The 20,547-nt window shown below is 64.9% G+C and carries 22 protein-coding genes; 9 read left to right on the top strand and 13 right to left on the bottom strand.

All coding sequences use genetic code 11. The features are described 5' to 3' along the window. Positions 1–71 precede the first annotated feature (71 nt). A complete protein-coding gene (locus UNPA324_RS16565; protein ID WP_128919085.1) occupies positions 72–959 on the top strand; it encodes a branched-chain amino acid aminotransferase in 888 nt (295 codons plus the stop codon). A 136-nt stretch (positions 960–1,095) separates the two neighbouring features. Here UNPA324_RS16565 and UNPA324_RS16560 read toward each other — a convergent pair whose 3' ends face one another. Beyond that, positions 1,096–1,713, bottom strand: a complete 618-nt coding sequence (locus tag UNPA324_RS16560) for a class I SAM-dependent methyltransferase (RefSeq protein WP_141935155.1) — start codon at positions 1,711–1,713, stop codon at positions 1,096–1,098. Between the two features lie 42 nt (positions 1,714–1,755). After that, positions 1,756–2,346, bottom strand: coding sequence for a polyhydroxyalkanoate synthesis repressor PhaR (gene phaR, locus UNPA324_RS16555; protein ID WP_141935154.1), 591 nt, complete (start codon positions 2,344–2,346; stop codon positions 1,756–1,758). Between the two features lie 316 nt (positions 2,347–2,662). Between phaR and UNPA324_RS16550 the strand changes: the two genes are divergently transcribed. From UNPA324_RS16550 to UNPA324_RS16535, 4 genes are all read left to right on the top strand, one after another. Then, positions 2,663–3,841 (top strand): acetyl-CoA C-acetyltransferase, encoded by a 1,179-nt coding sequence (locus tag UNPA324_RS16550; RefSeq protein ID WP_128919088.1) that lies wholly within the window; start codon positions 2,663–2,665, stop codon positions 3,839–3,841. A 250-nt stretch (positions 3,842–4,091) separates the two neighbouring features. Continuing rightward, a complete protein-coding gene (phbB, locus tag UNPA324_RS16545; protein WP_128919089.1) occupies positions 4,092–4,817 on the top strand; it encodes an acetoacetyl-CoA reductase in 726 nt (241 codons plus the stop codon). Positions 4,818–4,958: 141 nt separating this feature from the next. Continuing rightward, on the top strand, positions 4,959–5,828 hold the full coding sequence (gene yddG, locus UNPA324_RS16540) for an aromatic amino acid exporter YddG (RefSeq protein WP_128919091.1): 870 nt from the start codon (positions 4,959–4,961) through the stop codon (positions 5,826–5,828). Continuing rightward, a complete protein-coding gene (locus tag UNPA324_RS16535) occupies positions 5,825–6,100 on the top strand; it encodes a hypothetical protein (protein ID WP_128919092.1) in 276 nt (91 codons plus the stop codon). Before yddG ends, UNPA324_RS16535 begins: the two co-directional genes overlap by 4 nt. Before the next feature lie 44 nt (positions 6,101–6,144). On the opposite strand, the gene UNPA324_RS16530 is transcribed toward UNPA324_RS16535, so the two are convergent. Continuing rightward, positions 6,145–6,567 carry a cupin domain-containing protein gene (locus tag UNPA324_RS16530; protein WP_128919093.1) on the bottom strand — a complete coding sequence of 141 codons (423 nt, stop codon included), beginning with the start codon at positions 6,565–6,567 and terminating at the stop codon, positions 6,145–6,147. Positions 6,568–6,590: 23 nt separating this feature from the next. Further along, positions 6,591–7,358, bottom strand: coding sequence for a hydroxyacylglutathione hydrolase (gene gloB / locus UNPA324_RS16525; protein ID WP_128919094.1), 768 nt, complete (start codon positions 7,356–7,358; stop codon positions 6,591–6,593). A gap of 108 nt (positions 7,359–7,466) precedes the next feature. Here gloB and UNPA324_RS16520 point away from each other — a divergent pair, with 108 nt between their 5' ends. Next, positions 7,467–8,210, top strand: a complete 744-nt coding sequence (locus UNPA324_RS16520; RefSeq protein WP_128919095.1) for a methyltransferase domain-containing protein — start codon at positions 7,467–7,469, stop codon at positions 8,208–8,210. A gap of 56 nt (positions 8,211–8,266) precedes the next feature. Here the strand turns inward: UNPA324_RS16520 and UNPA324_RS16515 are convergent, their stop codons facing one another. From UNPA324_RS16515 to UNPA324_RS16495, 5 genes are all read right to left on the bottom strand, one after another. Then, on the bottom strand, positions 8,267–9,058 hold the full coding sequence (locus UNPA324_RS16515) for a DUF4167 domain-containing protein (RefSeq protein WP_141935153.1): 792 nt from the start codon (positions 9,056–9,058) through the stop codon (positions 8,267–8,269). 463 nt (positions 9,059–9,521) lie between these two features. Beyond that, positions 9,522–10,403 (bottom strand): peptide chain release factor N(5)-glutamine methyltransferase, encoded by an 882-nt coding sequence (gene prmC / locus UNPA324_RS16510; protein WP_141935152.1) that lies wholly within the window; start codon positions 10,401–10,403, stop codon positions 9,522–9,524. Between the two features lie 3 nt (positions 10,404–10,406). Further along, positions 10,407–11,492, bottom strand: a complete 1,086-nt coding sequence (gene prfA, locus UNPA324_RS16505) for a peptide chain release factor 1 (RefSeq protein WP_141935151.1) — start codon at positions 11,490–11,492, stop codon at positions 10,407–10,409. 57 nt (positions 11,493–11,549) lie between these two features. Continuing rightward, positions 11,550–13,817, bottom strand: a complete 2,268-nt coding sequence (gene ptsP / locus UNPA324_RS16500; RefSeq protein ID WP_128919099.1) for a phosphoenolpyruvate--protein phosphotransferase — start codon at positions 13,815–13,817, stop codon at positions 11,550–11,552. Positions 13,818–14,085: 268 nt separating this feature from the next. Continuing rightward, the gene (locus UNPA324_RS16495) at positions 14,086–15,342 is read right to left on the bottom strand and encodes an aspartate kinase (protein ID WP_128919100.1); all 1,257 of its coding nucleotides are present in this window, start codon (positions 15,340–15,342) and stop codon (positions 14,086–14,088) included. Positions 15,343–15,505: 163 nt separating this feature from the next. Here UNPA324_RS16495 and UNPA324_RS16490 point away from each other — a divergent pair, with 163 nt between their 5' ends. The 3 genes from UNPA324_RS16490 to UNPA324_RS16480 all read left to right on the top strand — a co-directional run bounded on the left by UNPA324_RS16490 (position 15,506) and on the right by UNPA324_RS16480 (position 17,949). Continuing rightward, complete coding sequence (locus tag UNPA324_RS16490; protein WP_128919101.1) at positions 15,506–15,973, top strand: PH domain-containing protein; 468 nt, start codon at positions 15,506–15,508, stop codon at positions 15,971–15,973. A gap of 14 nt (positions 15,974–15,987) precedes the next feature. Continuing rightward, positions 15,988–16,755: a bifunctional 2-polyprenyl-6-hydroxyphenol methylase/3-demethylubiquinol 3-O-methyltransferase UbiG gene (ubiG, locus tag UNPA324_RS16485; RefSeq protein WP_181769416.1), complete on the top strand. Its 768-nt coding sequence runs from the start codon at positions 15,988–15,990 to the stop codon at positions 16,753–16,755. 294 nt (positions 16,756–17,049) lie between these two features. After that, positions 17,050–17,949, top strand: a complete 900-nt coding sequence (locus UNPA324_RS16480) for an EamA family transporter (RefSeq protein WP_141935150.1) — start codon at positions 17,050–17,052, stop codon at positions 17,947–17,949. A 110-nt stretch (positions 17,950–18,059) separates the two neighbouring features. Here UNPA324_RS16480 and UNPA324_RS16475 read toward each other — a convergent pair whose 3' ends face one another. The 4 genes from UNPA324_RS16475 to UNPA324_RS16460 are packed head-to-tail and all read right to left on the bottom strand — an operon-like array spanning position 18,060 to position 20,534. Continuing rightward, positions 18,060–18,542, bottom strand: a complete 483-nt coding sequence (locus UNPA324_RS16475) for a DUF1178 family protein (protein ID WP_141935149.1) — start codon at positions 18,540–18,542, stop codon at positions 18,060–18,062. Next, on the bottom strand, positions 18,539–19,417 hold the full coding sequence (locus UNPA324_RS16470; protein WP_128919104.1) for a carbon-nitrogen hydrolase family protein: 879 nt from the start codon (positions 19,415–19,417) through the stop codon (positions 18,539–18,541). Before UNPA324_RS16470 ends, UNPA324_RS16475 begins: the two co-directional genes overlap by 4 nt. Beyond that, positions 19,414–19,689, bottom strand: a complete 276-nt coding sequence (gene grxC, locus UNPA324_RS16465) for a glutaredoxin 3 (RefSeq protein WP_128919105.1) — start codon at positions 19,687–19,689, stop codon at positions 19,414–19,416. Before grxC ends, UNPA324_RS16470 begins: the two co-directional genes overlap by 4 nt. Before the next feature lie 47 nt (positions 19,690–19,736). Next, on the bottom strand, positions 19,737–20,534 hold the full coding sequence (locus UNPA324_RS16460; protein WP_141935148.1) for a ComF family protein: 798 nt from the start codon (positions 20,532–20,534) through the stop codon (positions 19,737–19,739). Between the last annotated feature and the right edge of the window lie 13 nt (positions 20,535–20,547).

Genomic DNA, 20,547 nt, shown 5'->3' with positions numbered 1-20,547 from the left:
GTGCTAGTCCGGCAGCAAATCGTTTAGAAATTGGGACAATAGTGCCCGGATATTTCCAAGGGAGGCCTGATATGGCCGAGATCAAGAAGCCGATCGAATATTCGCCGAGCTGGACCTTCTTCGAAGGCAAATGGCACGACGGCAACGTGCCGATCATGGGCCCGCGCACGCACGCGGCCTGGCTCGGCTCGGTGGTGTTCGACGGTGCGCGCGCGTTCGAGGGCGTCGCGCCCGATCTCGATCGTCACGTCGCGCGCGCCAATCAATCCGCGATCAATTTCGGCTTGAAGCCGGTGGTCGATACCGGCACCTGGCTCGGGCTCGCAACCGAAGGCATTGCACGCTTTGCGGCCAATGCCGAGCTCTACGTCCGTCCGATGTATTGGGCGCAGAACGGCTCGGGCGGCGGCGTGCTGTTCGACCCTGAAACCACCAATTGGTGCCTGTGCATCTACGAGGCGCCGATGCCAAAGCCAGTCGGCAACGCCATCACCCTGTCGCCGTTCCGCCGGCCCACCGCCGAATGCGCACCGGTCGAGGCAAAGGCGGCCTGCCTCTATCCGAACAATTCGCGCGCCCTCGCAGAAGCCGCTTCGCGCGGCTTCCAGAACGCGCTGATGCTCGACATGCTCGGCAATGTCGCCGAGTTCGGCAATTCCAACGTATTCATGGCCAAGGACAGCGTGGTCTATACGCCGGCTCCCAACGGGACGTTCCTCAACGGGATCACGCGCCAGCGCGTCATCAACCTGCTTCGCGGCGACGGCATCAATGTGGTCGAGAAGACGTTGCGCTATGCCGATTTCCTTGCCGCCGACGAGATCTTTTCCACCGGCAATTTCGCCAAGGTCGCTCCGGTGATCCGCATCGACGAGCGCGAGCTGAAGCCGGGTCCGCTCTACACCAAGGCGCGAAAGCTCTATTGGGACTTTGCGCATGCGGTGAAGCTGGCGGCGTAGGCTCGCATACGCGCCAGGGACTCCGCTGTCATCGTCCGCGAAGGCGGACGATCCAGTATTCCAGAGGCAGCAGTGATTGACCCGATGGGCCGCGGCGTACTGGATGCCCGCCTGCGCGGGGCATGACACCGACTTTTTAGCCGCGCTTCCGAAACCGGCCGAACTGAAACGCCTGAGTCGAATCCCACGGCGTGTGGTGAACCTCGCTGCGCGTCTCGATCAGTTCGAACTCCGGCCCGAGCTCTGCCGCAAGGCTGGCGCTGTCATGGCGCTGCACCGGCAGGCCGCTGCATTTCTCCGGACCGTCGGGCGCAAACGTCGCGATGATGACGTGGCCGCCGGGCGCAACCGCAGACCGCAGGCGTGCGACGTAAGCCGCCCTGTCGCGCGGGTCAGTCAGGAAGTGAAACGCGGCGCGGTCGTGCCAGACCTCGTAGGTCTTCGCCGGCTGCCATGTGGTGGCGTCGGCAACGATCCAGTCGACCATCGAAGCGGCTCCGCCGAGTCGCTGCTTCGCCGCATCAAGCGCATTGGCAGAAAGATCCAGCACGGCGACGTCGCGATATCCCTGCTGCAAGAGAGCGTCGACCAGCCGTGACGCGCCGCCGCCGATATCGATGATGGCGGCGGCATGATCCCCCGTGGCCGCGCGGATCATCTCGAGCGAGATCGCCGGGCTGTCCTGAAACCAGCTGACTTCCGCCTCGCCCTTGGTGGCGTAGACATGCTCCCAATGGGTGCTTCGGTCGGACATCGCGTATCCTCCGGCGCCTGACGCCAGGGGCAAAAGGAGGACCTATTCGTCCTTCTTCGACATCCGCTCCAGGCGTTCCTGCATTTCCTTCATCTGCTGGCGCAGATCGTCGATGTTGCTGTCCTTCGGCGTCTCCGTGGTCGCGTCGGACTCGGGCTCAGCTGACGTCGCCGAGCGCGGCGGGACGAAGGGCTTGAACATCGAGAAGGTCTGCTGGAACAGCTCCATGTTCCGGCGGACTTGTTCTTCCAAAGGAGCAAAAGGAGTGCCGGACAGCGTGTTGGCGATCTGCTTGCGGAACTTCTCTTGCTCCTGGGTCAGGGTCGCGATCGACTGCTCCAGATATTTCGGCACCACCATCTGCATGCTGTCGCCGTAGAAGCGGATCAGCTGGCGCAGGAAGGTGGTCGGGAGCAGGTTCTGGCCGGCCTTGTTCTCCTGCTCGAAGATGATCTGGGCGAGCACCGAGCGGGTGATGTCGTCGCCGGACTTGGCGTCATAGACCAGGAAATCCTCGCCTTCCTTGACCATCGCGGCGAGGTCTTCCAGCGTCACATAGGTGCTCGTTCCGGTGTTATAGAGCCGGCGGTTCGCGTATTTCTTGATGGTGGTGGGTTGGTCTGATTTCGCCATGGGCTCTCACTTGCAAGCGCGGAGAACGGGAACCCGACGGGCAATGCCGCAGGGCGGGAAGAGTACGCAACGCAACAAAATAAGCATTTTCAAAGGGGTCACGCTACCGTTTTGTGCGGCACGGTTAATCGCGGAGCAAAATCTTGCTTGCGAAAGCGCCAAGAACGCTATTTTGAATGCGTTGCGGTATGAATTCGGTCGCCGGCCGATTGACATGCCTCAACGACGTTAACAGGATGGCTCACGAGACTGGCGAGCCTTTTCGTAAAGCCCCGCCCTGCCCCCTTTAAAGAACCTCAAGCCTCAGGAGATGCCCATGTCAGACGATGTCGTCATCGTCAGCGCCGCCCGCACCCCGGTCGGAAGCTTCAACGGAGCGTTCGCGACCCTTCCCGCCCACGATCTTGGCGCGATCGCCATCAAGGCCGCGCTGGAGCGCGGTGGCATCGAGCCTGGCCGGGTCTCGGAAGTCATCATGGGCCAGATCCTGACCGCTGCCCAGGGCCAGAACCCGGCTCGTCAGGCCTCGATCGCCGCCGGCATCCCGGTGGAGAGCCCGGCTTGGGGCGTGAACCAGCTTTGCGGCTCGGGCCTGCGCACGGTTGCACTCGGCTACCAGGCGCTACTCAACGGCGATTCCGAGATCGTGGTCGCCGGCGGCCAGGAATCCATGAGCATGGCCCCGCACGCCCAGTATCTGCGTGGCGGCGTCAAGATGGGGCCCGTCGAGTTCATCGACACCATGATCAAGGACGGTCTGTGGGATGCCTTCAACGGCTACCACATGGGCAACACCGCCGAGAACGTCGCGCGGCAGTGGCAGATCACCCGCGCCCAGCAGGACGAGTTCGCGGTCGCCTCGCAGCAGAAGGCCGAGGCGGCGCAGAAGGCCGGCAAGTTCAACGACGAGATCGTCCCCGTCACCATCAAGACCCGCAAGGGCGATGTCGTCGTCAGCGCCGACGAATATCCGCGTCATGGCGCTACCCTCGACGCGATGGCCAAGCTCCGACCCGCCTTCGAGAAGGAAGGCACGGTCACCGCAGGCTCTGCGTCCGGCATCAATGACGGCGCTGCCGCCGTGGTGCTGATGACCGCCAAGCAGGCGGCCAAGGAAGGCAAGAAGCCGCTCGCGCGAATCGTCTCCTGGGCGCAGGCCGGTGTCGATCCCAAGATCATGGGTTCCGGCCCGATCCCGGCTTCGCGCGCCGCGCTCAAGAAGGCCGGCTGGAATGTCGGCGATCTCGATCTGATCGAGGCCAACGAGGCCTTCGCGGCCCAGGCCTGTGCCGTCAACAAGGACCTCGGCTGGGACACCTCCAAAGTCAACGTCAATGGCGGCGCGATCGCGATCGGCCATCCGGTTGGTGCGTCCGGCGCACGCGTGCTGGTGACGCTGCTGCACGAAATGCAGAAGCGCGATTCGAAGAAGGGCCTCGCCACGCTGTGCATCGGTGGCGGCATGGGCATCGCGATGTGCATTGCGCGTGACTGACGATAGCTGACGTGTAGCTTACGCGCAGTTTGCGCGTGCGCTGCACACGTCAGTGAGTGCGTTGCACGCGACTAAAAAGGCAGCGGTTGCGAATCAAATATTCTTCGCAATCGCGCAGGCCTCGACTAAATACAAACGCCCGGCTCAACGCCGGGCGTTTTGTTCTTGATGTCCGTCAAACCAACCGCATAATCCAACGTTAAAAACGATCGCTTCAGAAACGTCCGAGAGTCCAAGGGAAGGATACGATATGGCACGTGTTGCATTGGTCACGGGTGGTACGCGGGGCATTGGTGCTGCGATCAGCAAGGCACTGAAGGCGGCCGGGTATAAGGTTGCGGCGAGCTATGCCGGCAACGACGCGGCGGCGGAGAAGTTCAAGACCGAGACCGGCATTGCCGTCTACAAATGGGACGTCAGCAGTTTCGACGCCTGCGCCGAAGGCGTGAAGAAGGTCGAGGCTGATCTCGGGCCGATCGAGGTGCTCGTCAACAATGCCGGCATCACCCGCGACACCGCCTTCCACAAGATGACGCTCGAGCAGTGGAACGCCGTCATCAACACCAATCTCGGTTCGCTGTTCAACATGACGCGCCAGGTCATCGAGGGCATGCGTGCGCGCAAGTTCGGCCGCATCATCTCGATCTCGTCGATCAACGGACAGAAGGGGCAGTTCGGTCAGGTCAACTATTCCGCGGCCAAAGCCGGCGATATCGGCTTCACCAAGGCGCTCGCGCTGGAGAATGCCAAGGGCGGCATCACCGTGAATGCGATCTGCCCCGGCTACATCAACACCGAAATGGTGCAGGCGGTGCCGAAAGACGTTCTGGAGAAAAACGTGATCCCGCAGATCCCGGCCAACCGGCTCGGCGAGCCCGAAGAGATCGCGCGTGCGGTCGTGTTCCTCGCCGCCGACGAATCCGGTTTCATCACCGGCTCGACGCTGACGGTCAACGGCGGCCAGTACATGGTGTGATGCGATCGCATCACGCGGGCTGATATTTCCCACATCGTCATGCCCGGGCTTGTCCCGGGCATCCACGGCCTTACAACAGCCGTCGCCACGAAGAACGTGGATGGCCGGGACAAGCCCGGCCATGACGGAAACATTGGGCCGATGACTCCCCGTACCGCCACACTGATCGGATTGACCGCGATCCTGATGTGGTCGCTGCTTTCGGTCATGACGGTGGCAACCGGAAAGATCCCGGCGTTTCAGCTCGCCGCAATGACGTTCGCGATCGGCGGCTTGGTCGGCCTGCTCACCTGGATCGGCCGCGGCGATGCGGCGAAAAGCCTGCGTCAGCCGCTCGTCGTCTGGGTCGTGGGCGTCGGCGGCCTGTTCGGCTATCACGCGCTGTATTTCCTCGCACTCCGCTTCGCGCCGCCGGCCGAGGCCGGCCTTCTGAACTACATGTGGCCGCTCTTGATCGTGCTGTTCTCGTCGTTCCTGCCCGGCGAGCGCCTCGCCTTGCATCACATCGTCGGCGCCGTGCTCGGCCTCGTCGGCACTGTGCTGCTGTTCGCCGGCAACACGAGCGGGTTTGCGCCGGGGGCGGTACCGGGATTGATCGCAGCCTTCATCGCCGCGTTCGTCTGGGCAACCTATTCGGTGCTGTCGCGCCGGCTGAAGGCGGTGCCGACGGATGCCGTTGCGGGCTTCTGCCTTGCCACCGCCGTGCTGGCCGCGCTGATGCATGGCCTTCTTGAAATCACGGTGTGGCCGGAGACCACGCTGCAATGGCTCTCCGTGACCGCGCTCGGCATCGGCCCCGTCGGTGCCGCATTCTACGCCTGGGACATCGGCATGAAGCGCGGCGACATCCGCGTGCTCGGCGCCGCCTCCTATGCCACGCCGCTGCTCTCGACCGGCTTCCTCATCGCCGCCGGCTTTGCCAAGGCCAGCGCCAACATCGCGATTGCCGCGATCCTGATTGCCGGCGGTGGCCTGATCGCGGCCAAGGACATGGTGCTGAGGAAGCGATGATGCGCTCGATCGCGGTCCCGCTGACGGTGTTGGTCGGACTCGTCTGCGCGAGCGCTTCGGCGCAAGTCGGCGCATCCCCTGAGATCTTTACGGGCATGCATCGGAACGAGAGCATCGTTGGCCGTCCCGAGACGGCGACGATAACCGACGGAAAATCCTTCATCCAACTGACGGAAGAGCAGTATCGAGCCGGTAATTATCGGCCGGCTTACGAAACGCTTCCGACCAGGATTGTTCGTCGACTGCCCGTGCGGAAAGACAGCAAGGAATAGGTTGCCGATGGCGCGAGAGTGGCGGTCGATGGGTCTGGTTTGAGCTACGGCTCCCAGCCCTGCGGTGCGAGCTCGAAGCCTGCGAACTCGAACGCGGGCGCGACGGTGCAACCGACCAGCGTCCACTCGCCCGTGGTTTGCGCCATCTGCCATGCATGGGCCGGCACGATGGCCTGCGGCCGCTCGCCGCCGGCGAGGTCGGTGCCGAGCCGCACCTCGTGCTGGGAGCAGCCGTCATGGGCGATGCGCAGCATCAAGGGGCTGCCGGCATAATAATGCCAGGTCTCGACCGCATCGACGCGATGCCAGTGCGAGCGTTCGCCGCGTGCGAGCAGGAAGTAGATCAGGGTCGAGCGCGAACGGCCGTTGGCGTCCGTCATCTGGTCGCGAAACGTCTCGCGATAATGGCCGCCCTCGGGATGCGGCCGCAGTTCAAGGCGAGCGATGATCTCGGCTGCGGTCGGCATCGAACCCCGTCAGGACTTGTGTGTCAGGATTTATTCTTGCGCTCGCGCAGCTCGCCGAACACGGCAGCGGCATCCGCGCCCTTCATGTGCAGCCTGGCTGCGATCTGTGGCTCGTCGGCCCGCAGGAACACGTTGGCCCGCTTCTCGTCGCCAAGCAGGGTGGGGATGGTCGCCTTGTTCTCGGCCCGGAGCTTCGCCACCTCCGCCGCGCGCGCTTGGAGCGCCGCATTGTCGGGATCGACGGTCAGCGCGAACTTGACGTTGGAGGCCGTGTATTCGTGGCCGCAATAGAGCTTGAAGTCGTCGGGCAGGGCGCGCAGCTTCAGGAGAGAATCCCACATCATCGGGTAGGTGCCCTCGAACACGCGCCCGCAACCGATCGAGAACAGCGTGTCGGCCGCGAACACCGTCTTCTCGGTGTCGAACACGTAGGAGACATGGTCGAGCGTGTGGCCGGGCGTCTCCAGGACGCGCGCCAGCAGATTGCCGATCTTGACCACGTCGGCGTTGGCGACGCGCAGGTCGACGTTCGCGATCCCGGTGGTCTTGTCGTGCGGCGCGACGACGCGGCAATTGTATTTCCGCTTGAGTTCAGCGACCCCGCCGACATGATCGCCGTGATGATGGGTGATCAGGATGTCGGTGAGCTGCCAACCCTCGCGCTCCAGCGCCTTCATAATGGGGCCGGCCTCGGGCGCGTCGACCGACGCCGTCGCCTTGGTTTCCACATCGTGGATCAGATAACCGAAATTGTCGTTTAAACAGGTGAAAGTACGAATTTCGGCGGCCATGTCATCTCCATCGGGCTCAGCCCCGCCAGACAAATATGGCGTTAACGTTGCGCAGGCAATGCAATATTCCGCGCGCAGGCCAAGCCTTACGCATGTTACATTCCGGTCATGACCATCGACGTCGTCGACCTCCGCGAGTTCTATTCCCGTCGCCTCGGGATTGTGGCGCGACAAATGATCAATCGCGGCATCAGGGAGCGCTGGCCGGGCGCGCAGGGCCAGCGCGTGCTCGGCCTCGGCTATCCAACGCCCTATCTGGGGTTGTTCCGCGAAGATGCCGAGCGATGCATCGCCTTCATGCCGGCGGCCCAGGGCGTCCTGAAATGGCCGACGGGGCGACCGGCGCTGGCCTCGCTGGTCGACGAATTCTCGCTGCCGCTTCCCGACGCCGCGGTCGACCGCATCCTGCTGGTCCACGCGCTGGAGATGTCGGACGATCCGGCCGCGCTGCTGCGCGAGGTGTGGCGCGTGCTGTCGCCCTCGGGCCGCGTGATCGCGGTGATCCCGAACCGGCGTGGGGTGTGGACCCGCACCGACAGCACGCCGTTCGGTCACGGCCGGCCCTATTCGCGCTCGCAGATCACCGATCTCTTGCGCCAGACCTGGTTCACGCCGACCGCATGGGGCGAGGCGTTGTTCATGCCGCCCTATGCCGGTGGCTGGGTGCTGAAATCGGCACAGATGTGGGAGCGCGCCGGTGCGGCGCTGTCGCTGCCTTTTGCCGGCGTGCACATCGTCGAGGCCACCAAGCAGGTCTATCGTGCGATTCCCGCCAAGCGCGAACGGGCGCGGCTCATTCCCTCGCTGGCCAAGCCCGTGCTGGTGCCGTCCTCGACGGTGACGCGCGGCTGAAAACGAATCGTCCCGGCGAGACCGGGACGATTGCAGTTCACAAAGTCAGAAAAAGCCTATTCGCCGGGGGTGACTTCATCGCTGGAGGCGGCCGGAGCTGCCTCGCGCTCGGGGCGCGGACCATGCGGCCGGCGCCGCCGGCGCGGAAACCGTTCGCCACCGCCGCCGCCGCCACCTTCGAAGCCGGGCTGGCCGCCACTTGCGCCGACATTCACTTGCGGCTGCGGGCCGGTGATGAAGGACGGCAGGCGATCGACGCTGCCGGTATCGGCGATGACGGGCTGCGGCTGGTTCGCCGGCAGCGGCTGCGGCTGATATTGCGGCTGCGGACGATGATCGCGTTCGCGGTGCTCGCGCGGCTGCTGGTCGCGCTGATAGGGCTGCTGCTGGTTGTCGCGTTGCTGATGATCACGCTGGTGATGATCGCGCTGGCCGTCGCGGTCGCGCACGAAAGGCTGCTGCGGCGGCTGCGGGACGAAGCCCGGCTCCTGGCCGAAATTCGAGAAATTCTCGCCGTCGTCTTCGCCGTCGTCGCCATGGCTGCTGATAGGCTCGTCGCCGCGCGGCTGCTGGTTCTGGCGGAATTGCTCCTGGGCCGCCGCGATCAGGCGGAAATAATGCTCGGCATGCTGGTAGTAGTTCTCCGCCGCAACGGGGTCGCCGGAGGAGCGCGCGTCGCGCGCAAGTTGAAGATACTTTTCGGCGATGTGCGAGGCGGTGCCGCGGATCTTGATATCGGGTCCGTTGGACTCGTAGACCCGGGTCATCGGGTTCTGGCTGCGCCGGTTGTTGTTGTTGTTATTATTGTTGCGGTTGCGCATCCGCTGCTTGTTCTGACCGTTTCTCATGTCCTGCCTTTAATTCCAGCCCTAAAGGTTGCACGCATTACTGATTGCTAGGAGTGACCTGGTGACAGCGGTTTCACGTCGCACGCGCGCACCGCGCGCAAGAGCGGATCAAACCCTGCCGATGTTCGTCGACCGTCGCGCTCAACAAGGACGCGTTCCCCACCCGCCAGCATTGATCGCCAGCGAATCCATTCATTTTGCTTGCCGAAACAAGCCCAGCGGTGTTGCGTAAGTCTTCAAGCGCAATATCAGGCTTTCGTTCACGTTGCGGTCGGAGAGCAGCGCAGCTCCACTGGCTATCGCGCTTCACAGGACCTGCGGCTTGGAACCTGTAATCAGTAAAGCCCTCGCCCGAGAGCCCGGCTTTCACCCGCAAGTCTGCGGGGCCGGCACCGATGTGTTGATCGGAACGTAGTCGTTCCCAAGGGATATTCCAAGAGCTTTTTGCAAGCCAATCCGGCTTTTATGGGGGCATTTTTCGGGCCGAAACGGCCCGCGGAATGCCCGCCAGGTCGGCCTTGGGTGGCCTGTCCATCGTTAACGCCGCTGTCGCCATAAGGGTTTCAATATTTCTCGCCTGGCCCTGTCCGGCCTCGACGATCAGCGCGCCGCCGGGAGCGAGGCGCTCGCTCGCCTGCGGGATCAGGGCGCGGTAGGCGTCGTATCCGTCATTGCCGCCATCGAGCGCCAGATGCGGATCGTGCTCGCGCACCTCGACGCTCAGTGTCGGAATTTCGGCCGAGGGGATATAGGGCGGGTTCGACACGATGAGGTCGAACGGGCCGCGCAGCGCTGACGCATAGGAGCAAGCGACGAAAGCCGCGCGGCCGCCGAGGCCGAGAGCGGCGGCATTGTCACGCGCCGTGTTGAGCGCAGTCAGGCTGACATCGGTGCCGATGCCGAACGCATCGGGAATTTCGTGCAGCAGCGCGAGCAGGATCGCGCCCGATCCGGTGCCGATGTCGGCGATGCGCGGAGGCTGTGCCGCTTTCCGCTCGCGGAGGATCTCGAGCGCAAGCTCGACCACGGTCTCGGTATCGGGGCGGGGGACCAGGGTTGCTTCCGACAGACGAAACGGCAGGCCCCAGAATTCACGTGTGCCGAGAATGCGCGCCACCGGCTCGCCGGCGATGCGGCGCTGTGCATGCTGGGTGAGCCGCGACGCCTCGGCTTCCGTGAGCGGCCGGGCGGCTTGCGCAATCAGGCCGGTCAGATCGAGGCCGAGGACCGCGCCGAGCAGGATGCGGGCGTCAAGCTCGGCCTCTTCGACGTGTGCCGATCTCAATTGCGCGGCCAGCGCGCGCCGCGCGCTTTCGATGGATTGTCCGGAGAAGGAGTTGCCCACGCGCTACGCCGCCGCGCCTTGTGCGGCGAGCTGCGCGGCCTGGTGCTCGGTGGTCAGCGCGTCGATCAATTCGCCGAGCGCTTCGCCCGCGATCACCTGCGGCAGCTTGTAGAGCGTCAGATTGATGCGGTGGTCGGTGACGCGGCCTTGCGGAAAATTGTAGGTGCGGATGCGCTCGGAGCGGTCGCCGGAGCCGACCTTCTCCTTGCGTTCGGCCGACCGCGCGGCGTCGACGCGCTGCCGCTCGGCGTCGTAGATGCGTGAGCGCAGGATGTTCATGGCCGAGGCGCGGTTCTTGTGCTGCGAGCGGCTGTCCTGCATCATCACCACGATGCCGGTCGGGATGTGGGTGATGCGGATCGCCGATTCGGTCTTGTTGACGTGCTGGCCGCCCGCGCCTTGCGCGCGCATGGTCTCGATGCGCAGATCGTCGTTCTTGATGTCGACGTCGACGTCCTCGACCTCCGGCAGCACCGCGACCGTCGCCGCAGACGTGTGGATGCGTCCCTGCGTCTCGGTGTCGGGCACGCGCTGGACGCGATGCACGCCGGATTCGAACTTCAGCTTGGAGAACGCGCCGCGGCCCTGCACCTCAGCGATGATTTCCTTGTAGCCGCCGACGGTGCCTTCGCTGGCCGAGATCACCTCGACCTTCCAGCCCTGCAAGCTGGCGAAGCGTTCGTACATCCGGAACAGGTCACCGGCAAACAGCGAGGCCTCGTCGCCGCCGGTGCCGGCACGGATTTCCAGCACCACGTTGCGATCGTCCATGGCGTCCTTGGGCAGGAGCGCGACGCGGATCTTCTGGACCAGCTCCTCGATCTTCGGTGCGAGCTCGTCGCGTTCGGCTTCCGCCATGCCGCGCATCTCGGCGTCGGTTGCGGGATCGGCGATCAGCGCCTCGGTGTCGGCGAGCTCCTTGACGGCGGAACGATAGGCCTTCACCGCTTCGATCAGCGGCGTGATCTCGGCGAGCTCGCGCGTGATCTGCACGTAGCGTTCGGAGGCGAGCTGCCCCAGCGATTCGGCCTCGAGCGAGGCATGATGTGCGAGCAGCACGTCCAGTTTGGCTTCGGGGAGTGACGACATCGGTTCAGTCTCAAATGGCGGAAGGAGGCGAGGCGGCAGGAAGCGGCGACAGGCCCGCTACAAGGCCAGGCCTTCGGCCTCGGCGAATTCCGTCAGCTTCTGCCGGATCGAGACGCTGCCTGCCGGGGCGTCCAGCAGGGGACCGAGCATGGCTTCGGCCTTCTTCGCGTCGAGATCGATCACCATGGCCTTGACCGGGCCGAGTGCGGTCGCCGACAGCGACAGCGAGCGGTAGCCCAGCGCAATCAGCGCCAGCGCCCCGATCGGCTTGGATGCCATCTCGCCGCAGAGCGAGAGCGACTTCTTCGCCGCATGGCATTTTTGCGAGATCTGGCGCAGCGCGCGCAGGATCGGCGCCGACATGGTGTCGAAGCGCTCGGAGACCTTGGCATTGCCGCGATCGACCGCGAACAGGAACTGGAACAGATCGTTGGAGCCGACCGAGATGAAGTCGACTTTCCGCAAGAGCTCGTCGAGCTGATAGAGCAGGGCTGGCACCTCGACCATGGTGCCGATGTCGATTCGTTCAGGCAGCGTGTGGCCGTGCTGGCGCAGATAGGTGAGCTCGCGCTCGACCAGTGCCTTGGCCGCATCGAATTCGGCGACCTCCGAGATCATCGGGAACATGATGCGTAGCGCGCGGCCGCCGCCGGCGCGCAGCAGCGCGCGAATCTGGCCGCGCAACAGGCCTGGGCGATCGAGCCCGAGCCTGATCGCGCGCCAGCCGAGCGCGGGATTTTCCTCGATCACGGCTTCCATATAGGGCAGCGCCTTGTCGCCGCCGATGTCGAGGGTGCGGAAGGTGACGGGCTTGGTGCCGGCGGCATCCAGCACAGTGCGATAGAGCGCCAGCTGGTCGCTGGTGCGCGGCAGGCTCTGGCCCACCATGAATTGCAGCTCAGTGCGGAACAGGCCGATGCCGGCGCTGCCGGTGTCCTCGATATGCGGCAGGTCGATGGCGAGGCCAGCGTTGATCATCAGCTCGACCTTCTGGCCGTCCTTGGTGACGCAGGGCAGGTCGCGCAGCGCCAGATATTGCGCCTGGCGGCGGGCGCGGAAGCGCACGCGCTCGGCGAAGGCCGCCTCGACCTCCTGAGAGGGCCGCACATAGATCGAGCCGGAGGTGCCGTCGACGATGATGGCGTCGCCGGGATCGGCGATGCCGGGCGCGTTTGGCACCTCGCCGACCGCGGGAATGCCGAGCGCGCGCGCCACGATCGAGACGTGGGAGTTGGCGGTGCCTTCCTCCAGCACGATGCCGCGCAGGCGCTTGCGGTCGTAGTCGAGCAGCGCCGCCGGGCCCATTGCGCGCGCGATGACGATCGCGTTATCGGGCAGCTGCTCGCGCGAGGGGGCGTGGTCCTGGCCGACCAGCTGCCGCATCAGGCGGTAGCCGAGATCCTCGAGATCGTGCAGCCGGTCGCGCAAGTAAGGGTCGGTCGAGCGCAGCATGCGCGCGCGGGTGTCGGACTGCACGCGCTCGACCGCGGCTTCCGCGGTGAGGCCGGTGGCGACCGCCTCGTGCAGCTTGTGCGACCAGCCCTGGTCGTTGGCGAACATGCGGTAGGCTTCCAGCACCTCGCGATGCTCGCCGCCCTCGGCGACGTCGCCGCGCTCCAGCATGCGGTCGAGATCGGCGCGCAGCTTGGCGAGCGCGGTGTCGAGCCGCTTGATCTCCTTCGGCAGGTCCTCGGCGATGTAGTCCTTGATGACGACGCGCGGCTCGTGCAGCACGACATGGCCGAGTGCGATACCCTCCGACAGGATGGCGCCGACCTTCTGCGCGGAATGGCGCGCCGCCGGTTCCTGGCCCGGCTGGGCCAGCGCCGAGAGCTCGCCGGAGGCGATCAGCTCCGCCAGCACCATCGCGGTGGTCTGCAGCGCCTCGAGCTCTTCCTCGACGTAATTGCGCTTGGCGCGGTTCTGCACCACCAGCACGCCGAGCGTGTTGCCGGCGCGCAGGATCGGCACGCCGAGGAACGAGTGGTAGATTTCCTCGCCGGTCTCGGGGCGGAACGAGAAGGCCGGATGGCTCTGCGCATCGTTCAAATTGAGCGGCGTCGCCTCGCTGGCGACGAGACCGACCAGGCCCTCATGGGCGCTCAGCACGGTGTGGTGCACTGCCTCGCGGTTGAGACCTTCGGTGGCGTAGAGCTCCAGGGTGTTGTCGATGCGTAGCACATAGACCGAGCACACCTCGGCCACCATGTTGGCGGCGATCAGCACCACGATCTTGTCCAGCCGCTCCTGGGCCGAGACCTGCTCCGCCATGGTCTCGCGGAGCCGTCTCAACAAGACGCGGGGACCTCCCGACGCGCTCCGCATGTACCGTCAATCTCCTCCGTCTGCCGGGGCCGAAAGGGGCCGCGGCTGCTCGCCCAGTATCCAGAAAAACAACAAGTTTGCTCGTCCGGCGCCGGCTCAGGCGGTTGCCTGAGCCGAATCAGCACCGCCTGAACTGGGGCACAGTTTCTGGCAGCCCACCCTGTTCGCCGTATAGCGAATTGGGGCTTGTTTTGCCAAGCAAAACGCCTGCCAAACGCGAAAGTGTGGACACCTCAGCGTTTGCTGCGGCCGCTAAGAGAAAATTCGTCTAGGCCTGATCGAGACCGTAGAGCGTGTGTAGCGTGCGCACCGCAAGCTCGGTATAGGCGGTGTCGATCAAAACCGAGAATTTGATCTCGGAGGTTGTAATGGCCCGGATGTTGATATTCCGTCCCGCGAGGGCCGAGAACGCCTGGGCAGCGACGCCGGCGTGGCTGCGCATGCCGCTGCCGATCACCGAGATCTTGGCGACGTCGGTGGCGGTATCGAGCCGCGCATAACCGATTTTGCCCTTGGCGGCGGTAATCGTGTCCTTGGCGCGGGTATAATCGGCCGCCGGCACCGTGAAGGTGAGGTCGGTGGTCTTGCCGTCCTCGGAGACGTTCTGCACGATCATGTCGACGTTGATGTTGGCATCCGCCAGCGGGCCGAAGATCGACGCCGCAACGCCCGGCTTGTCCTCGATCTGGCGCACCGAGATCTGGGCCTCGTCCTTGGAGAAAGCGATACCGGTGACGACGTGGCTTTCCATGATCTCCTCCTCGCTGCAGATCAGCGTGCCGGGCGGCTGGTTGGCATGCGGGTCGATATCCTCGGGCTTGTCGAAGCTCGAACGGACGAAGATCGGCATGTTGTGGACCATGCCGAGTTCCACGGAGCGGACCTGGAGCACCTTGGCGCCCTGGGAGGCCAGTTCCAGCATGTCTTCGAACGCGATCTTGTCGAGCCTCTTGGCCTTCGGCACGATTCGCGGGTCGGTCGTGTAGACGCCGTCGACGTCGGTATAGATATCGCAGCGATCGGCCTTGACGGCGGCGGCAATTGCCACGGCCGAGGTATCGGAGCCGCCGCGGCCGAGCGTGGTGATGCGGTTGGTCTTGGGCTCGATGCCCTGGAAGCCGGCGATGACCGCGACCTCCTTGCGCTCCCTGAAGCGCTTGATGATCTCGCTGCCGTCGATGTCCTCGATCCGGGCCGAGGCGTGGGCGTCGCTGGTCTTGATCGGGATTTGCCAGCCCTGCCAGGAGCGGGCCTGGATGCCCATGCCCTGGAGCACGATGGCAAGCAGGCCGGACGTCACCTGCTCGCCTGAGGCGACCACGGCGTCGTATTCGCGCGCGTCGTGCATCGGCGAGGCCTCGGTGCACCAGGCCACCAGCTCGTTGGTCTTGCCGGACATCGCCGAGACCACCACGGCCACTTCATGGCCGGCGTCGACCTCACGTTTCACATGGCGTGCGACGTTGCGGATACGTTCGATGTTGGCGACGGATGTGCCGCCGAATTTCATCACGAGGCGGCTCATGACGACGCGTGCATTCCCTCATAAGGATCAGTATGGTGAGCCGCATCGGACTGGGCCTCGCGACACCGACCGCGCGTATACAGAGCGGCGGGGCCGGGGGCAAGCGGGTTCCTGCGGGGGCGGGCTCGATGTCTGGCTTGGGGGTAATGGGTTAACCGGGATCATGGCGCGTTATATCGACGAGATTCTTCAGCCCGGCGAGAAGGTGCTGTATTCGACCAATGCGCACTGGATCTTCTATTTTCCGGCCATTGTGGCCTGGATCGTGGCTCTGGCTCTGTTCGTCCTGTCCCGGCAAACCGTGGTCGAAGGGCTCGTCCTGCTCTGCCTTGTCGGCTCCGGCCTCGTGGCTTTGGCGGCCCTCTATTGGACCGTGAAGGGCTGGTTCCATCGCTTCACCACCGAGACCGACGTCACCAACCTCAGGGTCGTGCACAAGACCGGCTTCATCAAGCGCCGCACCTTCGAGATGGCGCTGGACAAGGTCGAGAGCGTCGACGTCGATCAGACGATTCTTGGACGTATTCTCAACTACGGCGACGTGACGATTCGCGGCGTCGGGGAGGGGATCGAGACGATCAAGACGATCGCCTCGCCGCTCGCTTTCCGTAGTTCGATCACCACGCGGTAGGACCGCGCGTAACCATGAGCATGCAGCAAGATACTTCCCCAACCGCCCAGCCGGGCTCGACCGTCGACGCCGCCGAGATCGCGAAATTCTCAAAACTCTCGGCGGAGTGGTGGGACCCCAACGGCAAGATGGCGCCGCTGCACCGGATCAACCCGCTGCGGCTCGGCTATATCCGCGATGCCGCCTGCCGCAAGTTCGAGCGCAACGTGCGCAGCCTCAACTGTCTCGCCGGCTTGCGCGTGCTCGACATCGGCTGCGGCGCCGGCCTCTTGTGCGAGCCGCTGTCGCGTCTCGGCGCGCAGGTTATCGGCGTCGACCCTTCCGCGAGCAACATCGCCGCGGCGAAGCTGCACGCCGACAAGGGCCATCTCGCCATCGACTACCGCTGCACCACGGTGGAGGAGATCGATCCGCGCGAGCGTTTCGACATCGTGCTGGCGATGGAAGTGGTCGAGCACGTCGTCGATGTCGGCGTCTTCCTGAAACGCTGCGCCGCGATGCTGAAGCCGAACGGCCTCATGGTGGTCTCGACGCTGAACCGCAACTGGAAGAGCTTTGCGCTCGCCATCGTCGGCGCCGAATACGTCCTGCGCTGGCTGCCGCGCGGCACCCACGAGTGGAACAAGTTCGTCACCCCCGACGAACTGACGAAATACCTGCTCGACAACCGCCTCGTCATCACCGAGCAGACCGGTGTCGTCTACAGCCCCTTCGCCGACAAATGGACCCTCTCGTCGGACATGGACGTCAACTACATGGTGGTGGCCGAAGCGATGGTGTGAGCGCGGCGTGACTGAGCGAGTTCTCACTTCCCGGGCGGTGTCGTCCCTGCGAAAGCAGGGACCCATACCGCGGAAGCTATCGGTGAATAGACGGTGTGAGATGCTCGGGGCGGCAGTGTCCGCAAAACTGCTCCCTGGGGTAATGGGTCCCTGCGTTCGTGCGCAATTGCGCACTAGGCAGGGACGACAGCGGAGTTTGTTGCGAGAGCATCGCACCCATGACATCCGCGTGATTGACCTGCTTGAGCGCTAGCGGCACGTTGGCCCAAGATCCCTTCCTAATCCACATTTCCCATGTTCACTGTCGCCAGCCTCTGGATTCCCTTCACCATCATCGCTGCGCTCGGGCAGGTCGCGCGCAATGCGATGCAGCGGTCGTTGACGAAGCCGCTGGGGACGTGGGGTGCGACCAATATCCGCTTCCTGTTCGGCTTCCCGTTTTCGGTGCTGTTTCTCGGCGTGGTGCTGATCGCGACCGGCGACCGTCTCGGCATGCCGCCGGCCGTGTTCTGGCCGTGGCTGCTGCTGGGGGCGCTCAGCCAGATCGTCGCGACGGGTCTGATGCTGCTCGCCATGAACGACCGCTCCTTCGTGGTGACGACGGCGTACCTCAAAACCGAAGCGATCCAGACCGCGATCTTTGGTTTCGTCTTCCTCGGCGATCACCTCACCTGGCTGAAGGTGCTGGCGATCGTGATTGCGACGATCGGCGTCGTCATCACCGCGCTCCGCCCTGGCGGCGAGAAGAGCTTTGCGGAGCTGAAGCCCACCATCACCGGCCTCGTTGCGGCGGCGGCCTTCGCGCTCTCCGCGGTCGGTTTTCGCGGCGCCATCATCAATGTGCCAGGCGTGTCCTTCGTGACCGCGGCGTCGGTCACGCTGGTGCTCGGCCTGTTCGTGCAGACGCTGGTGCTGACGGTCTATCTGCTCTGGCACGCGCCGAAGGTGCTGCAGGGTATCCTCGCGATGTGGCGGCCGTCGATGCTGGCCGGCTTCACGGGCGCCTTCGCCTCGCAATTCTGGTTTCTGGCCTTCGCGCTGACGGCTGCCGCCAATGTCCGGACGCTTGCGCTGATCGAGGTGCTGTTCGCGCAAGGCGTCGCCTACTACTCGTTCAAGCAGCCGATCGCGCCGCGCGAGATTTTTGGTATCGCGCTGATCGTGGTCGGGGTGGCGGTGCTGGTGGGAGTCTAGTCGTCATTCCGGGGCGATGCGAAGCATCGAACCCGGAATCTCGAGGTTCTCAGGTGCGCAATTGCGCATCAGAGTTCGCGCTAACGCGCGCCCCGGAACGACAGCAATCGTTAATTCCGGTCTTCCGGCAATGTCGGCAGCGGCGACACCTCGATGCCTTCGTCGATCAGCGACTTCGCCTCCTCGGGCGAGGCCTCGCCGTAGATCGGGCGGTGCTCCTTGTCGCCGTAATGCATCGCGCGGGCTTCGTTGGCGAAGCGCTCGCCGACATTGTCGGCGTTCTTGACGATATGATCGCGCAGCTCCTTCAGCTTGGCGCGCAGCTCTTTCTCCTGCGCCATCAGCAGCGAGGTCGGACCTGACGGCGCGGCTTCGGGCGTCGGAGCAGTCGTCGCTTCCGGCGGTGGCGTCGCACGCCCGCGGCCCTTCTTGCCGACGATGCGCGGGGCCATGATCGCCTTCTCGACCTTGGCCGAGCCGCAGATCGGGCAGGTCACGAGCTTGCGCTTGACCTGGGAATCGTAGGCCGACGAGCTCTGAAACCAGCTCTCGAAATCGTGGTCCCGGTCGCAGCGCAGTGCGTAGCGGATCATGCCGATCCCCGTACGAGGTGCAGATGATCCGGCCCCGCCTTGGGGTCGGACACGCCGAAACGGCGGCCGTGCTGGAGCGAGGGAATCGCGCGGCGCGCGGTCTCGACCTTGGACGGATCGATTTTTGCCATGATGATGCCGGGCTCGACGTCGCCCTCGGCGAGGATCTCGCCCCAGGGATCGATGATCAGCGAATGGCCGTAGGTCTCGCGTTTGTTCTCGTGCAGTCCGGCCTGGGCCGCCGCGAAGATGAAGCAGCCGGTCTCGATCGCACGCGCACGCAGCAGCACATGCCAATGCGCTTCGCCGGTCTTGCGGGTGAAGGCGGAGGGCACGGTGATGAAATAGGCGCCGCTCTCGGCGAGGGCACGGTAAAGCGCGGGGAAGCGCACGTCGTAGCAGATCGTCAAGCCCACGCGGCCCCAGGGCAGGTCGGAGATCACCGCGGTCTCGCCCGGCTGGTAATTGGCGGATTCGCGATAGCTCTCGCCGTCCGGCAGCTCGATGTCGAACATGTGGATCTTGTCGTAGCTCGCGAGCACGTTGCCCTCGGGCCCGATCAGGAAAGAGCGGTTGACCGCCTTCTCCGGTGAAAAGCGCAGCGCCAACGAGCCGACATGGAGATGGATCTTCAGCTCCGCCGCGAGCGCCTGGTAGGCCTTCAGCGAGGTGTCGTCTTCCTCGCTCTGCAGATGCTCGAACAGCGCCTTGCGGTTCAGCTGCATCATGTTGCTGACCTCGGGCGTCTGCACGTAGTCGGCGCCATTGGCTGCCGCCTGCCGGATCAGCTTCGTGGCCTGCTCGAGGCTCGGTCCCGGCATCAGGCCGGTGCGCATCTGCACCATCGCGGCGGTGAACGTGCGGTTCTCGCTCATGAGTTGGCCTTCACGCTTTCGAGCATGCCGTCGAGCTTGCCTTCGCGATCGAGTGCATAGAGGTCGTCGCAACCGCCGACATGAGTTCCGCCGATCCAGATCTGCGGGAAGGTCGAGCCTTGGCCGGCGCGATCATACATCTCGGCCCGCCAGGACGAGTTCTTGGCGACGTCGAATTCCGTGAAGGCCGCCTTCTTGCGGGTCAGCAGCGACTTGGCGGCGGAACAATAGCCGCAGCCGGGCCGGGTGTAGATCTCGACAGCAGCGTTCATCTCGTCTGGCGCTCTCATGTCATGAATTCATTGAATTATATGGGACTTTACCTGACCTCCACAACCCGGGCGAAGACCAGCACGTCGACCTGGGCGGCCTTGGCACGCAGCAGGGCCCTCGCGCAAGCATCCAGCGTTGCGCCCGAGGTCAGGACATCGTCGATCAGGACAATGCACCGGCCGTGGACCTCGGCCTGACGGTCGGGGGATACCTGGAATGCGCCCTGCACATTGGTGGCGCGCTGGGCCCGCGACAGGCCGATCTGCTGCTCGGTGGCGCGCACTCGGCGCAGCACTTCGCCCCGCACCTTCACCCCGCTCTGCCGCTCGATGATTCGCGCCAGCGCCCCGGACTGATTGTAGCGGCGGCGCCAGGCCCGCCGCCAGTGCAGGGGCACCGGCACCAGCATGTCGGCGCCGGTCAGCAGCTCGCCGCCCGCCCGTGCCATCCAGCGTCCCATGGCGGGCGCCAGATCGGTGCGGTCCTGGTATTTCAGCGCATGCACCAGCGTGCGGGCGACGTCGTCATAGCGCACCGCCGCGCGGGCGCGCTGGTAGGCCGGCGGGCTCGCGATCGCCTCCATCGACAGCATGTCGGGGCCGGGGTCGTAGACGAAGGGAATGCCCAGCCGCGGGCAATAGGGCCGCTCGATGAACGACAGCCGGGCCCAGCACGAGGCGCAAACGCCCTCGCCATCGACCGGCTCGCGGCAGGACACGCACAGCGTCGGCAGCGCGATGTCGAGCGCGAGCCGTGCCGCGCGCGACAGCACGTGGCGGCCAGCGGTCCATGCGGCGCGCAGCGGTGCGGCGATGGAGCGGGTAGGGGCGGTGTCGGCTTCCATGCGGGGAGGCTAG

The organism is Bradyrhizobium sp. UNPA324 (genome assembly GCF_006658635.1).
Classification (GTDB): Bacteria; Pseudomonadota; Alphaproteobacteria; order Rhizobiales; family Xanthobacteraceae; genus Bradyrhizobium; species Bradyrhizobium nanningense.
This window is presented reverse-complemented; position numbering and strand designations above follow the sequence as displayed.

What these genes read in the sequence shown, in the direction of transcription:
- UNPA324_RS16565 (WP_128919085.1), top strand. Translation starts at nt 72, where the DNA reads ATGGCCGAGATCAAGAAGCCGATCGAATATTCGCCGAGCTGGACCTTC.
- UNPA324_RS16560 (WP_141935155.1), bottom strand. Translation starts at nt 1,713, where the DNA reads ATGTCCGACCGAAGCACCCATTGGGAGCATGTCTACGCCACCAAGGGC.
- phaR (WP_141935154.1), bottom strand. Translation starts at nt 2,346, where the DNA reads ATGGCGAAATCAGACCAACCCACCACCATCAAGAAATACGCGAACCGC.
- UNPA324_RS16550 (WP_128919088.1), top strand. Translation starts at nt 2,663, where the DNA reads ATGTCAGACGATGTCGTCATCGTCAGCGCCGCCCGCACCCCGGTCGGA.
- phbB (WP_128919089.1), top strand. Translation starts at nt 4,092, where the DNA reads ATGGCACGTGTTGCATTGGTCACGGGTGGTACGCGGGGCATTGGTGCT.
- yddG (WP_128919091.1), top strand. Translation starts at nt 4,959, where the DNA reads ATGACTCCCCGTACCGCCACACTGATCGGATTGACCGCGATCCTGATG.
- UNPA324_RS16535 (WP_128919092.1), top strand. Translation starts at nt 5,825, where the DNA reads ATGATGCGCTCGATCGCGGTCCCGCTGACGGTGTTGGTCGGACTCGTC.
- UNPA324_RS16530 (WP_128919093.1), bottom strand. Translation starts at nt 6,567, where the DNA reads ATGCCGACCGCAGCCGAGATCATCGCTCGCCTTGAACTGCGGCCGCAT.
- gloB (WP_128919094.1), bottom strand. Translation starts at nt 7,358, where the DNA reads ATGGCCGCCGAAATTCGTACTTTCACCTGTTTAAACGACAATTTCGGT.
- UNPA324_RS16520 (WP_128919095.1), top strand. Translation starts at nt 7,467, where the DNA reads ATGACCATCGACGTCGTCGACCTCCGCGAGTTCTATTCCCGTCGCCTC.
- UNPA324_RS16515 (WP_141935153.1), bottom strand. Translation starts at nt 9,058, where the DNA reads ATGAGAAACGGTCAGAACAAGCAGCGGATGCGCAACCGCAACAATAAT.
- prfA (WP_141935151.1), bottom strand. Translation starts at nt 11,492, where the DNA reads ATGTCGTCACTCCCCGAAGCCAAACTGGACGTGCTGCTCGCACATCAT.
- ptsP (WP_128919099.1), bottom strand. Translation starts at nt 13,817, where the DNA reads ATGCGGAGCGCGTCGGGAGGTCCCCGCGTCTTGTTGAGACGGCTCCGC.
- UNPA324_RS16495 (WP_128919100.1), bottom strand. Translation starts at nt 15,342, where the DNA reads ATGAGCCGCCTCGTGATGAAATTCGGCGGCACATCCGTCGCCAACATC.
- UNPA324_RS16490 (WP_128919101.1), top strand. Translation starts at nt 15,506, where the DNA reads ATGGCGCGTTATATCGACGAGATTCTTCAGCCCGGCGAGAAGGTGCTG.
- ubiG (WP_181769416.1), top strand. Translation starts at nt 15,988, where the DNA reads ATGAGCATGCAGCAAGATACTTCCCCAACCGCCCAGCCGGGCTCGACC.
- UNPA324_RS16480 (WP_141935150.1), top strand. Translation starts at nt 17,050, where the DNA reads ATGTTCACTGTCGCCAGCCTCTGGATTCCCTTCACCATCATCGCTGCG.
- UNPA324_RS16475 (WP_141935149.1), bottom strand. Translation starts at nt 18,542, where the DNA reads ATGATCCGCTACGCACTGCGCTGCGACCGGGACCACGATTTCGAGAGC.
- UNPA324_RS16470 (WP_128919104.1), bottom strand. Translation starts at nt 19,417, where the DNA reads ATGAGCGAGAACCGCACGTTCACCGCCGCGATGGTGCAGATGCGCACC.
- grxC (WP_128919105.1), bottom strand. Translation starts at nt 19,689, where the DNA reads ATGAACGCTGCTGTCGAGATCTACACCCGGCCCGGCTGCGGCTATTGT.
- UNPA324_RS16460 (WP_141935148.1), bottom strand. Translation starts at nt 20,534, where the DNA reads ATGGAAGCCGACACCGCCCCTACCCGCTCCATCGCCGCACCGCTGCGC.